The 13,151-nt window shown below is 65.4% G+C and carries 13 protein-coding genes; 10 read left to right on the top strand and 3 right to left on the bottom strand.

The genetic code is table 11. The features are described 5' to 3' along the window. Positions 1 to 47 precede the first annotated feature (47 nt). The gene (locus tag AC3A6X_RS30725; RefSeq protein ID WP_487845727.1) at positions 48 to 728 is read left to right on the top strand and encodes a hypothetical protein; all 681 of its coding nucleotides are present in this window, start codon (positions 48 to 50) and stop codon (positions 726 to 728) included. Positions 729 to 854: 126 nt separating this feature from the next. Here the strand turns inward: AC3A6X_RS30725 and ltrA are convergent, their stop codons facing one another. Next, a complete protein-coding gene (gene ltrA, locus AC3A6X_RS30720) occupies positions 855 to 2,690 on the bottom strand; it encodes a group II intron reverse transcriptase/maturase (protein ID WP_487845726.1) in 1,836 nt (611 codons plus the stop codon). 263 nt (positions 2,691 to 2,953) lie between these two features. Between ltrA and AC3A6X_RS30715 the strand changes: the two genes are divergently transcribed. Then, on the top strand, positions 2,954 to 3,259 hold the full coding sequence (locus AC3A6X_RS30715) for a Tn3 family transposase (RefSeq protein WP_487845725.1): 306 nt from the start codon (positions 2,954 to 2,956) through the stop codon (positions 3,257 to 3,259). A gap of 149 nt (positions 3,260 to 3,408) precedes the next feature. Here the strand turns inward: AC3A6X_RS30715 and AC3A6X_RS30710 are convergent, their stop codons facing one another. Beyond that, entirely contained in the window at positions 3,409 to 3,798 is a 390-nt protein-coding gene (locus AC3A6X_RS30710; protein WP_487845724.1) for a helix-turn-helix domain-containing protein, read from the bottom strand. 59 nt (positions 3,799 to 3,857) lie between these two features. Between AC3A6X_RS30710 and AC3A6X_RS30705 the strand changes: the two genes are divergently transcribed. Beyond that, positions 3,858 to 4,805, top strand: coding sequence for a transcriptional regulator GcvA (locus AC3A6X_RS30705; RefSeq protein ID WP_487845723.1), 948 nt, complete (start codon positions 3,858 to 3,860; stop codon positions 4,803 to 4,805). On the opposite strand, the gene AC3A6X_RS30700 is transcribed toward AC3A6X_RS30705, so the two are convergent. Beyond that, complete coding sequence (locus AC3A6X_RS30700) at positions 4,792 to 5,571, bottom strand: enoyl-CoA hydratase/isomerase family protein (RefSeq protein ID WP_487845722.1); 780 nt, start codon at positions 5,569 to 5,571, stop codon at positions 4,792 to 4,794. The genes AC3A6X_RS30705 and AC3A6X_RS30700 overlap by 14 nt on opposite strands. Before the next feature lie 212 nt (positions 5,572 to 5,783). On the opposite strand from AC3A6X_RS30700, the gene AC3A6X_RS30695 reads away from it, so the two are divergent. The 7 genes from AC3A6X_RS30695 to AC3A6X_RS30665 all read left to right on the top strand — a co-directional run bounded on the left by AC3A6X_RS30695 (position 5,784) and on the right by AC3A6X_RS30665 (position 13,145). Next, positions 5,784 to 6,953 (top strand): fumarylacetoacetate hydrolase family protein, encoded by a 1,170-nt coding sequence (locus AC3A6X_RS30695; protein WP_487845721.1) that lies wholly within the window; start codon positions 5,784 to 5,786, stop codon positions 6,951 to 6,953. A 131-nt stretch (positions 6,954 to 7,084) separates the two neighbouring features. Then, positions 7,085 to 8,350, top strand: coding sequence for an extracellular solute-binding protein (locus AC3A6X_RS30690; protein WP_487845720.1), 1,266 nt, complete (start codon positions 7,085 to 7,087; stop codon positions 8,348 to 8,350). 22 nt (positions 8,351 to 8,372) lie between these two features. Continuing rightward, on the top strand, positions 8,373 to 9,443 hold the full coding sequence (locus AC3A6X_RS30685; protein WP_487845719.1) for an ABC transporter ATP-binding protein: 1,071 nt from the start codon (positions 8,373 to 8,375) through the stop codon (positions 9,441 to 9,443). A gap of 7 nt (positions 9,444 to 9,450) precedes the next feature. Then, complete coding sequence (locus AC3A6X_RS30680; protein ID WP_487845718.1) at positions 9,451 to 10,392, top strand: carbohydrate ABC transporter permease; 942 nt, start codon at positions 9,451 to 9,453, stop codon at positions 10,390 to 10,392. After that, entirely contained in the window at positions 10,389 to 11,216 is an 828-nt protein-coding gene (locus AC3A6X_RS30675) for a carbohydrate ABC transporter permease (protein ID WP_487845717.1), read from the top strand. The genes AC3A6X_RS30680 and AC3A6X_RS30675 overlap by 4 nt, the downstream gene beginning before the upstream one ends. Next, on the top strand, positions 11,213 to 12,043 hold the full coding sequence (locus tag AC3A6X_RS30670) for an amidohydrolase family protein (RefSeq protein ID WP_487845716.1): 831 nt from the start codon (positions 11,213 to 11,215) through the stop codon (positions 12,041 to 12,043). Before AC3A6X_RS30675 ends, AC3A6X_RS30670 begins: the two co-directional genes overlap by 4 nt. 115 nt (positions 12,044 to 12,158) lie before the next feature. Beyond that, positions 12,159 to 13,145, top strand: a complete 987-nt coding sequence (locus tag AC3A6X_RS30665) for a tripartite tricarboxylate transporter substrate binding protein (protein ID WP_487845715.1) — start codon at positions 12,159 to 12,161, stop codon at positions 13,143 to 13,145. The last annotated feature ends 6 nt before the right edge of the window (positions 13,146 to 13,151 follow it).

Raw genomic sequence — 13,151 nt, 5'->3', positions numbered from 1 at the left:
GTTGCTGCCCAAACGTAAGCTATTGCCGCTTCACCGGAGAACTGCAAATGCGCTGCACCCGTCGCCTGATGTATGTCGTCTCGGCCGCATCTGTGGCCGCCCTTGTCGTGTCCTGCGCCTCCGCGCCGAAGACCGGACCGATGAGCTTCTTCGTGACCAGCGTGAATCCGGGCGACGGCGCCAATCTGGGCGGCCTAGCGGGTGCGGATGCGCATTGCCGGAAGCTGGCGTCAGCCGTCGGTGCGGGAAATCGCACGTGGCGCGCCTACCTCAGCACGGGCTTCATCCCGCCCAGCACAGCCGCAGTGCACGCGCGCGACCGCATCGGCAAAGGCCCGTGGTTCAACCAGAAGGGCGTGCTCATCGCAAGCAACGTCGCCGAATTGCATGGCGACAAGAACAACGTCAACAAGGAAACCGCGCTGAGCGAGAAGGGCACAGTGGCGAACGACCGCTCCAAGCAGCCCAACCAGCACGACATCCTCACCGGCACGCGACCGGACGGCAGCGCGCCCGCGTCGTTCCCGAACCAGCCCGACATGACCTGCGGCGAGTGGACGAAGAACGGCGCCGGCTCGGCCATCGTGGGCCACTTCGACCGCTCGGGTCCCAGCCAGGACCCCTGGGCGGTGTCGTGGAACTCCTCGCACAACACCGCGGGCTGCGGCAAGGATGACCTGCCGAAGACCGGCGGAGCCGGGCTGTTCTACTGCTTCGCGGCGGATTGATCCGCCTCGGCGGGTGCAGATCCACGGCAAGCCTTGAAAGGGGATTGCGGTAGGGACGGAGGTTGCCCTCCGCCCCCCGCACAGATCCGTACGTGCAGAGCTACCGCATACGGCTCCTGCCTTGAGTCATGACGTGAAGAAGCGCTGCGCCGGGTAAGGGTGCAGCACGTGGACTGACGGTACATATGGCGCTACCCGCTTGAGGAAGCGCGCCCAGGACATACGGCCATACTGCCCACGTCGTCGAAGGGCGTGCAACCAAGCCTTGCAGACTCCTGATCGGAATCGGCTCAGGCGCAGGTTGTTGCCGGGGACGGCGTGGTAGTTGAAGTAGCCCTGCATCACACGGCGAAGCCATGTGCCGACCACTGCGATCGGTTCGTGCCGGCGTCGGTACAACGCCTGCCGCAGCGCCTTGAGGGTGGCGCGCATCCGCTTGCTCGACGTGAGCCGCTTGACGGTGAAGCGTCCATTCGACCGCTTGGTTGAGCATATGTGCGTGAACCCAAGAAAGTCGAATGTCTGCGGCCGGCCAAGGCCGGCGCGCTGGCGTTGACTGGCCGCGAAGCGGCCAAACTGCAACACACGCGTTTTCTCCTCGTTGAGCGACAGTCCGAACTGCGCTAACCGCGCCTTCAAGGCTTCCAGGAAACGCGAGGCTTCGGCCTCGAACTGGAAGCCAACGACGCTGTCATCGGCGTAGCGCACGATGATCACGTCCCCCTTGGCGTCGCGGCGCCGCCATCGCTGGAGCCACAGGTCGAAGACATAGTGCAAGTAGATGTTCGCCAGCAGCGGTGAGATCACCGCCCCTTGCGGGGTACCCACACGCACCTCCTGTATCTTCCCGTCTTCCATGACGCCGGCCGTCAGCCACTTGCGGATCAGCCGCAGGACGCGCCTGTCCGCAATGCGGTGCCCGAGGAACCGCATCAACCACTCGTGAGCGACGGTGTCGAAGAACGAGCGGATATCCGCGTCGAGCACCCAGCTCACTTTCTTCCAATGCAATCCCACCCAGAGCGCATCGAGCGCCTTGTGCTGGTTGCGGCCGGGCCGAAACCCGTAGGAGAACCCGAGGAAGTCAGCCTCGTAGATCGGCGTGAGCACCGTCACCACCGCTTGCTGGACGATTTTGTCTTCCAGCGCAGCGATGCCCAGCGGACGCTGTTTGCCGTCCGCCTTGGGGATGTACACCCGCCTTGAGGGCAGGGCACGGTAGCGGCCAGCTTGCACCGCATCCCACAGATTGCCGATCCGCTCGGCCAAACCTTCCTCGTAGTCGCGCCATGTCACCCCGTCGACACCCGCCGCCGCCGACTTCTTCAAATGCATGAAGCTGTCGATCAGCAGTTGCGGCGTGATGTGGTGCATCAGCGCAGTGAACTGCAATTTTCTGCCCGTTGCCTTTTGGGCACTGGCAGCTTCACGTACGCCGTCCAACCCCATCGACGCGCGGGTCCGGCTCTGGGTCCGGGGCGCGGGGGACTGTTCGGCGTTCCTCTTGGCTGCTTGCCTTCCCTCCCGCTCCTCCGCAGGCGCTGGCTTGCAGGCCACGCCATTGTTCGGAGCGCTCATCGGTACTACGCAAGCATCTGACTTCTCGCCAGCGTTGACGTCGGGCGTGCGGCCATCGGCCTTCCCCGACCCGCCCGTCGCCCCATCCAACTTCATGGGTTCGGCGGGCACTGACGAGATCTCCCAGTTCCTGTACAGAGAGCTTCTGCGCATGCTCAGGGTCTTCGACCGCGTGGAGCCCGGCGAGGACTCGCGTGTAGCGCCCTCGTCAGTGTTGCCTTCCGCTTCGATCAACAGCGTCGGCGCTCCAGACAGAATTATTTCGCGGCTCAATGGCTGGCCTGCGCTCTCCCCTGTCAACGCTTCGACGGCGCCCTCACGGGCGCCGCCGCATGACTCGGGGTCAGGGCGGTTCGCTATTCCTTTCCTGTATCGAACTTTCATCGACTACTCTCTGCCAGTCTCCTGGCGCACTGGTCGTCCTTTTCATGTAGTTTGATCCGGTTTGCTCCGGAAGCCTTTGCTGGCGCGGGTTTTCGGGTGTCGGAGCGCTGCTCAAGGACGGCCGGCCGGCGGCTGCCATGTACAGTCCCTCGACAGCCTGGATTTGCCGGTCCTGTCCACCTACGTCTATCGCTTCGTCGGCCTGGAAGCCCTGCCCGCTCGCCTGACGGACTTCGATCTCCAGCACTTTTTCCAACTCGGAGATGGCGACGTCCTGTCGATCCGCCAGCGATTTCGTTCCGCCTCGCCTTCAAGATCTCCGGGAGCGCAAGCTGTTCGTGCCGACGGGCTTCGAGGTTCCCGAAGCCATCGAACGCGCGACGGTCAAGCGCCTGTCGCGCAAGGCGATACGGGCGGGTTGGGACGACCTGATGCGTGTGGTCGCGTCGATCAGGGCAGGCAGGATCGGCGCGGACGTCGCGCTACGCCTGCCGGGCAGCGCCGCGCAGGGCGATCCCGCGTACAAGGCAGCGGATCATCTGGGTCGCCTGCTGCGAGCATCATGCTGAAGCTGGCCCAGGCGCTGGGGTTCGAGAATGATCCGGCAGAGCCGGCGGCTTCGGAGGTGCGGCGGGTGGTCAAGAGGCTCTGGCCTGTCAACGCTGTACCGGGCTTGATCGGAGTAAAAGGGATGGTCGCGGGCGTTGGCGGGGCCGTACTACTCGGGCTCGAGCGGGGACATCCACACAGGGCGGATGGTTGTCGGACCCACTCCGACCTGCGCAGCCACCGTGCGCGTGCTCCAGTGCGTGGCGGCGATGGGCTTTTCGTGAAGCGACTTGTCCACGATGCTCGATTCGAGTTCCGCCGTGACTGCGGGGGTGCGCCTGGGGCGCGGCGCATCGTGCTTCAGGGCCTCCACCCCGACGTCCAGGAAGCGCTGGCGCCACAAGGCCACCCGGCGCCGATCCAGATCGACCTCGGCGGCGATGTCCTTGTCCTGCCAGCCCTGAGCGCCACAACACGATTTTGGCCCTTTGCTGCACACGAGCCTCGACGCGACCGTCGCTGGTCTGACGATAATCCGAGCTGTGTCCGATGCATGCATCGATCGACACCTGTGACCCCCTGTGAGATCTCCGCTCAATTGCGCCCATCGAAAAGACCATGTCGCGCCCCCTTCCTCCACTCAATCCGCTCAGGACCTTCGAAGCCGCCGCGAGGCACCTGAGCTTCACGCGTGCCGCGGAAGAGCTCTTCGTCACGGCCGCCGCCGTCAGCCACCAGATCAAGACTCTGGAGGAAAGCCTTGGCGTCCAGCTGTTCGTACGCCAGGCCAAGTCGCTGGTTCTGACCGAAGCCGGACAGTCCTATCTGCCGGGCATCCAGCGCGCATTCAAGCAGATGGCGGAAGCCACGCACCAGTTGCACCTCAGGGGCAACCCGACGATCTTGAGGATGAACGTGCCGCCGACCTTTGCCGTCAAGTGGCTAATCCCGCGCATGGATCGCTTCATGAGAGAGCATCCCGAGATCGACCTCAAGGTCTCGACGTCGGCCAAGCAGGTCGATTTCGACCGGGACGATTTCGACTTGGAGGTGCGCTATGGACGGGGCGTCTATCCGGGCCTGCATGCCGAGCTGTGCCTTCCGGTGGAGGTGTTTCCCGTGTGCAGTCCGGCACTGCTCGAGGGAGAGCATCCGTTGCGAGAGCCAGCCGACCTGAAGTACCACATCCTGCTGCACGACGACAGCGTCTACACCGATGTCAGCAATCCCGATTGGGCGATGTGGCTCAAGCATGCCGGCGTGGTGGGCGTGGACGCCAACCGGGGGCCTTCATTCCGGCCGAGCCACCTGGTGATCAACGCCGCGATCGATGGCCTGGGCGTGGCGCTCGCCAAGAAGAACTGGGTCGAGCAGGATCTTGCCCAAGGGCGTCTGGTACGTCCATTCGATGTCAGCCTGCCGGTGGAGTTCTCGTACTACCTCGTCTATCCTGAGGGGCGCGCGGAAGATCCGCTCATCGCCACCTTCGCCCACTGGGTCCGCAGCGAAGTCGCCAAGGACAACGCGGCGAGAGAGCTTGCGGCACGGGCCTCTATCGGCCCTTGAAGAAGGCCTGGCTCTTGTCCAGGAAGGCCTGGTAGCCGATCCTGAAATCTTCCGTCTCGAAGCACGCATGGCACTCGTCGCGCTCGGCCGCGGTGAGCGGCGCCGGGTCGGCCAGCCGGCGCACGAACTTCTTGTGCCAGCGCGCCACCAGCGGCGCACCTTCGGCGATGCGCTGAGCGGCCGCGTCGACTTCCTTGCCGAGATCGTCGTCGGCCACTACCCGATTGACCAGGCGCTTGGCCAGAGCTTCGGCGGCATCGAAGACCCTGCCTTCGAGAAGGATCTCCAGCGCGACGGCGCTGCCCACCAGTGACACCAGCGGGTCAAGTTCGCTGTACGAGACGACCAGGCCGAGGCGCTTGACGGGAATACCGAAGCGGCTCGACGCCCCGCAGATGCGCATGTCGCACACCGAGGCGACTTCCAGCCCGCCGCCGACGCAGGCGCCGCGAATCATCGCAATGACGGGATGGCGGCAGGAGACGATGGCCTGCATCGCGGCATGCGTAATGTCCGCAAAGGCGCGCGCCTGCGCGACCGTCGATCGGACACTCGAAAACTCGGCGATGTCGGCCCCCGCGGCGAAGGCCCGTTCGCCCGCGCCGCGCAGGATGATGCAGCGCAGGCTGTCGTCCGCGGACAGTTCGTTGAACGCGAGCGCGAGGCCGCGCCACATCTCCAGATCGAGCGCGTTCAACTTCTCCGGCTTGTTCAGTGTGACCGTCGCGATGGTCTGGTTGCGTTCGATCAAGACGGTGCTGGCCATGCGTTGGTTTCCTCGGAGTACGTGAATCAGCCGGCGAGTCTAGGGACGGCTGCCTTCCCGCTCAACCGACAATTTTTTAAAGGGCTGCCAAGAAAAACTTGGGGCCCGGGCACCCAAGTTTTTCTCGCCCCATCGTCAAGTAAATGTCGCTTGCTGGCACCGACGCGCGCTTTCTAGAATTATTTCGGCCCGAAACATCCACCAGCGACCCGATGCAAATGAACCTCCTCGCCGCGACCGTCCTGCCCACCGACCACGAGCAAGCCACGCTGATCGGCCGCGCATGGATTCCCTCGCGAGGCGGGCCGGTGCCGGTGGTCGTCCGCGGTGACGGGCTGCACGACCTGGCGAGCTTGTCGCCGACGGTGAGCCAGCTGCTGGAGTTCGATGCACCCGCCGATGCAGTGTCGCGCGCACGCGGGCTGCCGCGTGTTGCCTCGCTGGCGGAGGCGCTGGCGAACACGGACCCGCTGCAACGCGATCCATCGCGCCCCTGGCTGCTCGCGCCCAGCGACCTGCAGGCGCTCAAGGCCAGCGGCGTGACTTTCGTGGCCAGCATGCTCGAGCGGGTCATCGAGGAGCAGGCGCGCGGCGATGCCTCGCGGGCGGACGAGGTGCGCCGCGCCATCGTCGACGTCGTGGGTCGCGATCTGGCCGGCGTGCGGCCCGGCTCGGCCGAGGCCCTGGGCCTCAAGGACGCCCTGGTCGCCCAGGGCGCCTGGTCGCAGTACCTCGAAGTCGGCATCGGACCCGACGCGGAGATCTTCACCAAATCCCAGCCGATGTCCGCGGTCGGCTGCGGCGCAGAAGTGGGCGTCCATCCCGATTCGGTCTGGAACAACCCCGAGCCGGAGATCGTGCTCGCCGTGAACAGCCAGAGTGCCGTGGTCGGCGCCACCCTCGGCAACGACGTCAACCTGCGGGACTTCGAAGGCCGCAGCGCTCTGCTCCTGGGCAAGGCCAAGGACAACAACGCATCGTGCGCGGTTGGGCCGTTCATACGCCTGTTCGACGCGGACTTCACGCTCGATGACGTACGCCGCTGCGAGGTGCTGATGCAGATCGTCGGCCCGGAGGGCTTTTCGCTCACCGGGTGCAGTTCGATGTCGAAGATCAGCCGGGATCCGCTCGACCTCGTCGGCCACGCCATGGGCGCCACGCACCGCTACCCCGACGGAATGATGCTGTTCCTGGGCACGATGTTCGCCCCGACCTCCGATCGGGGCGAGCCGGGCCAGGGGTTCACCCACGTCGTCGGCGACATCGTCACGGTCCACACGCCGCGGCTCGGGGCCCTGATCAACCGGGTCAACCACGCCGACAAGGCCGAGCCCTGGACCTTCGGCCTGGGCGCGCTGATCGCGCAGCTTGCCGCGCGTTAGTTCCGGTGCCGGGCCGCGGCCGGGCTCCAAGTTTTTGTATTCCGACGCTTCAATTTTTGTCGTTTGACCCCCTGGCATACGACTCATAGAGTGTGATGCGGCATCCAATTCAATCAAACGGAGACAACCAAATGAGCATCTGCAATTCCAACCGCCGTACCTTAATCAAGGGCATGTCGGCCGCTGCCCTGATGGCGGGCGGGGGCGCCATGCCATGGGGCCGCCGGGCGCTGGCCGCCGAGCCGGTACAGCTCATCAGCCATCGCTATCCCGCGCTCGAATTCTGGGCCGGCAAGATGAAGACGGCCTTGCCCGGCGTCGAAGTGAATGCCCAGCTGATGCCCTTCGAGAAGATGGGCGAACTCGTCAGCATCGCCATGGCGTCCAAGGCCCAGACATTCGACATCGTCTACCTGATCGATTCGACCGTGGCCTCCTATGCGCGCAACGGCTGGCTGCGCCCACTCGACGACCTGTGGGCAAAGTTCAAGGACGAGTTCAAGCTCGGCGACTTCTCCGAAGCGGCCATGAAGATGTGCAGTTACGGGGGCAAGATCTACGCGATCCCCGGCACCATCAACGTGATGATGATGTACTACCGCAAGGACCTGCTCGATGCGGCCGGCAAGGCAGTGCCCAAGACGGTGGCCGAATACCAGACGCTGGCCAAGGCCATGAACTCGCCGATGCGCGCCGGCGCCATCAGTTGCCTGAAGCCGACCGACGCCACGATGAACGAGGCGCACTGGTACATGAACAACATCGGCCAGGGATGGTTCGACGCCCAGTGGCGGCCCATCTTCAACAACGAGAGCGGCGTTCGCGCCATCGACGCTCTGAAGGAGGTCACCAAGTCCGCCCAGCGCGGGTTCACGGCTGCGGCCAACGACGAATGCACCATCGCCCTGCAGCAGGACGCTGCCGTCATGGGCCAGCAATGGGCCACGCGTGCGCGGTCGGTCGACGACGCCAAGCAATCCCGCGTGCCGGGAAAGTTCGAATGGGCGCCGATGCCGCAGGGCCACGCGCGCGTGCTCGCGGACGGCTACGGCATTTCCGCGTACAGCAAGCAGGATCCCGAGATGCTGTTCCGCCTGATAGCGACAGCCACCAGGGAAGCCAACATGCGCGAGGCCGCCGGGCTGCTGGTGCCGCCGCGCCGCTCGCTCTTGTCCGACCCCGGGCTGCGCGCGACCAACCGCTTCTATCCCGCGGCCGCGCAAGCCATCGACAGCGGCACGCCGTTCCCGGCACTGCCGGAGTTCTACGCGGTGGGAGAGTTCATCTCGCGCCGCATCCTGCAGGCGGTGACGGGCGAGATGCCTACCAAGCAGGCGCTCGACGCCGCGGCGGGCGAGACGGAAGCCTATCTCAAGGCCCGCGGCTACTACCGCTGATCGTCGAAAGGAAAAAGATCCCATGTCCGCCGTACAGATCCATGGTATTGAAAAGTATTTCGGCGCCACGCATATCATTCGCGGCGTCGACATCGACATCGACGACGGCGAGTTCTGCGTGCTGGTCGGCCCTTCGGGCTGCGGCAAGTCAACGCTGCTGCGGATGATCGCCGGGCTCGAAGAGATCGACGAGGGCCAAATCTCGATCGGTGCCAAGGTCGTCAACAGCGTGCCGCCAAAAATGCGCGACATTGCCATGGTGTTCCAGAACTACGCGCTCTACCCGCACATGTCGGTGCGCGAGAACATGTCGTTCTCGCTGGAGCTGGCCAGGCAGCCGAAGGCGCAGATCGAGCAGCAGGTGAAGAAGGCGGCGGACATCCTGAGCCTCACGCCCTACCTCGACCGCTATCCGCGCCAGCTCTCCGGTGGCCAGCGGCAACGCGTCGCCATGGGGCGGGCCATCGTGCGCAATCCGCAGGTGTTCCTTTTTGACGAGCCGCTGTCCAACCTCGATGCCAAGCTGCGCGTGCAGATGCGCACCGAGATCCGGGAGTTGCACCAGCGCCTGAAGACCACCTCGGTCTACGTAACGCACGACCAGACAGAGGCCATGACCATGGCCGACAAGATCGTGGTGATGCGCGGCGGCATCGTCGAGCAGATCGGCGGGCCGCTGGATCTCTACGACCGGCCGGTCAACACCTTCGTCGCCTGCTTCATCGGCTCGCCGGCGATGAACCTGATCCCGGGCGTCGCCCGAACGAGCGACGGCGTCGCGCAGATCGAGTTCAAGGGCGGCACCGCCCTGGCCCTTCCGGTCGGCGCACGCGCCGACAACGGCCAGGAAGTGCTGTACGGCGCCCGGCCCGAGCATTGCGCCGTGGGTGCGAGCGGGCTCCCGGTGGACGTGGTGGTCGTTGAGCCGACCGGTGCCGACACCCAGCTCTACTGTCGCTTCCAGGGCCTGGACGTGACGGCCACCGTGCGCGACCGCAGCGACTGCCACCCGGGCGACCGGGTCTGCCTCGCGCCGGATCCGAGGCGCGCCCATCTCTTCGATGCGGCAAGCGGCAAGCGCCTGGCAGGATAGGACGCGCATGAATGCCGACACAACACTGAGCGGCGTGCGCCCCGCGGCGCCCGGGGCGCACGCGCGCAAGCGGCACGGCCGCGCCTACCGCCGCCGGCTCTGGCCCTTCCTCGTGCCCAGCGCGGTCATCTCGCTGCTCATCCTGATCTACCCGCTCGCCTATGCGCTTTACCTGAGCCTGTTCAGCTCCTACCTCGACAGCGGCACGAGCACTTTCGTCGGCCTGGGCAACTACACCGAGCTGCTGGGCGACAACCGCTTCTGGTCTTCGCTGCTGCGCACGTTGCTGATCGTCGTGTCCGCTGTGGGCCTGGAGTTCTGCGCCGGCCTGGCGATCGCCTGGGGCCTGTACCGGCTGACCTTCGGCGCGCGCGCGCTCAACCTGTTGATGTTCCTGCCTCACATCATCACGCCGGTGGTCGCCGCGCTGTTCCTGAAGTGGATCTTCGCCGGCCGCTGGGGCCTGCTCGATTCGGTGCTGGCGAGCATGGGCATCTTCTCGCCCGACTGGCTCGGCGACCCGATCTGGGCCCGCATCACGGTGGTGCTGGCCGACGCGTGGCAGTTCACGCCGTTCATGATCCTGGTGCTCTATGCGGGGCTGAACACGGTCGACCAGAGCCAGATCGAAGCGGCGCAGCTCGACGGCGCGAACGGCTGGCAGATCCTGCGGCGCATCATGCTGCCCTCGATCAAGCCCATGGTCGTCTTCGTGCTGACGATGCGGATGATGGACGCCTTCCGCTACTTCGACACGATCTACGTGCTGACCTCCGGCGGTCCGGGTTCGGCCACGGAAACCCTCACCATGCAGACGTACGCACTTGCGTTCCGCCTGTTCCAGATCGGCAAGGCCTCGGCCCTCGGGGTCCTGACCCTCATCATCGTGCTGGCATTGGCCTTCATCCTGATGGGCGTGATCGGCCGCAGAAAGGATGGAGACTCATGAAAACCCGCCGCCCCGGCAACGCGCAGATACTGCTGTTCCTGTCGCTGTGCCTCTTCACGGCGGTCATGCTGACGCCGGTGATCTGGGCCTTCCTGACATCGATCAAGCAACCGATCGACGCCTTTGCCATTCCACCCAAGCTGGTGTTCGCGCCAACCCTCGAATTCCACCAGCAGGTCTGGTTCGAGAAAGGCTTCGGCAAGTTCCTGGTCAACAGCCTCGTGATCGCGGTGAGCACGGTGCTGATCTCGGTCTCGATCGGCACCATGGCCGCCTATGCGCTCTCGCGCATGCGGGGCAAGGCGTCGCGCGGCATCCTGGTGGGACTGCTGTCGCTGCGCATGTTTCCGCACATGCTGCTGGCGATCCCGTTTTTTATGCTGGCGAAGCTGCTGAACCTCGTCGACACCTACCCCGCCATGGTCCTGGCGCTGGTCGCCATCAACCAGCCCTTCACCATCTGGCTGATGCACAGCTTCTTCGTGGATGTGCCCGCCGATATCGACGAAGCAGCCGCGATCGACGGCGCCAACGAATGGGAGGTCTTCTTCAAGGTGGTGCTGCCGATCGTGCGGCCGGGGCTCTGGGTCACGGCGCTGTTCAGCCTGCTGCTGGCCTACAACGAGTTCCTGTTCGCGTTGGTTCTCACGGGGCCTCAAACCAAGACGCTGCCGGTGGCGATCGCCGAGTACGGCGGTGAAGACCTCAACTACTGGTCGCTCTCCGCGGCGGCGGCGATCGGCATCATGATTCCCATCATGATCTTCATGCTGCTGGTGCAGCGGCACCTGGTCCGAGGGATGGCACTTGGGGCCGTGAAGTGAGTGGCCCGCCGGACATGGTGGATGCCCACCAGCATGTCTGGCAGATCGGCCGCCACGATTACTTCTGGCTCGCGCCGGAGCTCCCGATCCACCGCGACTACGGCCTCGACGAGCTGAGGCCGCAGCTCGGCGGCATCGGCGCCACCGTGCTCGTGCAGGCCGCGCCGAGCGTGGCCGAGACCAACGATCTGATCGCGATCGCGGCGGCATCGCAGGGCCTGGTGCGCGGCGTGGTGGGGTGGGTGGACCTTGCGTCCGGGGCTGCCGTCGACGAGCTGGCGCGCCTTGCCGCGCATCCCATCCTGAAGGGTGTGCGCCCCATGCTCGGATTCATCGACGACACGGCATGGATCCTTCGAGCGGACGTCGCGCCTGCGCTCGGTGCGCTGTCCGGGCATGGCCTGCGGCTGGACATGCCCGCGCGTCCCCGGCATCTGCCCCTGATGCTGGAACTGGTGCAGCGCCATCCCTCCCTGCCGATCGTGATCGACCATGGCGCCAAGCCTGCGATCGCACGTGGCGAATTCGGACCGTGGGCCAGCGACATCGCACGCGTCGCGCGAGAGACGGGAGTATTCTGCAAGCTCTCGGGCTTGGTCACGGAAGCCCCTGCGGATTGGAACGACGATCAGCTTCGACCCTATGTCGACCACCTGCTCGACTGCTTCGGCGCCGAGCGCCTCATGTGGGGCAGCGACTGGCCGGTGGTCGATCTGGCTGGCGGCATGCCGCGCTGGCGCGATGCCGTGCTGCGCATGGTGCCGCCCCGGTGGCACGCTGCCGTCATGCGCGACACGGCACGGCACTTCTACGGCCTTGGCGAGTGAGAGCTGCTCCCAAGTTTTTCTTGATCATTTTTTTAGAAATTGTCGTTTGATGCGGCGCGCCACCGTGCATAGACTGCTTGCGCACCCTCGCTACATAACGATCCACGGAGACATCATGCGTTCGAGAATTCCCGGCCGGTTCCGGCCCCTGCAAGCGGCGTTCGTCGCCGCCGCGCTGGCGATCGGCACTTCGCCGGCGGTGGCCGACACCTACCCGACCAAGCCGATACGGCTCATCGTCGGCTTCCCGCCGGGCGGCGGCGCCGACATCATTGCGCGCGCGGTCGGCACCGAGCTGGCCAAGTCGCTGGGGCAGAGCGTCGTGGTCGACAACCGCGGCGGCGCCAACGGCGTGATCGGCACCCAGGAACTCGCCAAGGCCGCGCCCGACGGCTATACGCTGATGCTGACGATTTCCTCGCACGTGACCAACGCGTTGATCTATCCGAAGCAGCCCTACGACACGCTGAAGGACTTCGCGCCGGTGTCGATCATCGCGACGTCGCCCTTCGTGCTGGTCGCGAATCCGGCGCTGCCCGCGAACAACGTGACCGAGCTCATCGCACTGGCGAAGGCGAAGCCGGGCGCGATCGACTACGGCTCGCCGGGCAACGGGTCTACCCAGCACCTGTTCCACGAACTGATGAACCTGAACGCCGGCATCCGCATGACCCACGTGGCCTACAAAGGCGGGGCGCCGATGCTGAACGATCTGCTCGGCGGCATCGTGCAAGTCGGTTTCACGACCCCCCTGTTCTCGCAGGCTCACCTGCAGCAGAACAAGCTGAAGGCGCTGGCGGTCAGCAGCAAGAAGCGAATCGCGATGCTGCCCGACGTGCCCACGATCGGCGAAAGCCTCCGCGGCTACGAGGCCGATGTCTGGTACGGCGTGATCGCACCCGCCGCCACGCCCAAGCCGGTGATCGACCAGCTGTCGGGCGAGATCGCCCGCATCGTGCAATCGCCGGCCATGAAGGAGAAGCTCACCCAGCAGGCCGCCGAGCCGGTGGGCAGCACGCCCGAGGCCTTCGCCGCGGTGATCGGAAGCGAGCTCCAGAAGTGGCGCTCGGTGATCACGCAGTCCGGCATCAAGGCCGACTGAGAGCGA

The organism is Variovorax sp. Soil_C_12, assembly GCF_057657375.1.
The sequence above is the reverse complement of the archived record's forward strand: the minus strand, read 5'-3'. Positions and strand labels throughout refer to the sequence as shown.

Bases quoted from the DNA above. Each gene is read 5' to 3' on its own strand.
- AC3A6X_RS30685 (WP_487845719.1), top strand. From the start codon at position 8,373: ATGTCCGCCGTACAGATCCATGGTATTGAAAAGTATTTCGGCGCCACG.
- AC3A6X_RS30705 (WP_487845723.1), top strand. From the start codon at position 3,858: ATGTCGCGCCCCCTTCCTCCACTCAATCCGCTCAGGACCTTCGAAGCC.
- ltrA (WP_487845726.1), bottom strand. From the start codon at position 2,690: ATGAAAGTTCGATACAGGAAAGGAATAGCGAACCGCCCTGACCCCGAG.
- AC3A6X_RS30715 (WP_487845725.1), top strand. From the start codon at position 2,954: ATGGCGACGTCCTGTCGATCCGCCAGCGATTTCGTTCCGCCTCGCCTT.
- AC3A6X_RS30690 (WP_487845720.1), top strand. From the start codon at position 7,085: ATGAGCATCTGCAATTCCAACCGCCGTACCTTAATCAAGGGCATGTCG.
- AC3A6X_RS30680 (WP_487845718.1), top strand. From the start codon at position 9,451: ATGAATGCCGACACAACACTGAGCGGCGTGCGCCCCGCGGCGCCCGGG.
- AC3A6X_RS30675 (WP_487845717.1), top strand. From the start codon at position 10,389: ATGAAAACCCGCCGCCCCGGCAACGCGCAGATACTGCTGTTCCTGTCG.
- AC3A6X_RS30695 (WP_487845721.1), top strand. From the start codon at position 5,784: ATGCAAATGAACCTCCTCGCCGCGACCGTCCTGCCCACCGACCACGAG.
- AC3A6X_RS30665 (WP_487845715.1), top strand. From the start codon at position 12,159: ATGCGTTCGAGAATTCCCGGCCGGTTCCGGCCCCTGCAAGCGGCGTTC.
- AC3A6X_RS30710 (WP_487845724.1), bottom strand. From the start codon at position 3,798: ATGCATGCATCGGACACAGCTCGGATTATCGTCAGACCAGCGACGGTC.
- AC3A6X_RS30700 (WP_487845722.1), bottom strand. From the start codon at position 5,571: ATGGCCAGCACCGTCTTGATCGAACGCAACCAGACCATCGCGACGGTC.
- AC3A6X_RS30725 (WP_487845727.1), top strand. From the start codon at position 48: ATGCGCTGCACCCGTCGCCTGATGTATGTCGTCTCGGCCGCATCTGTG.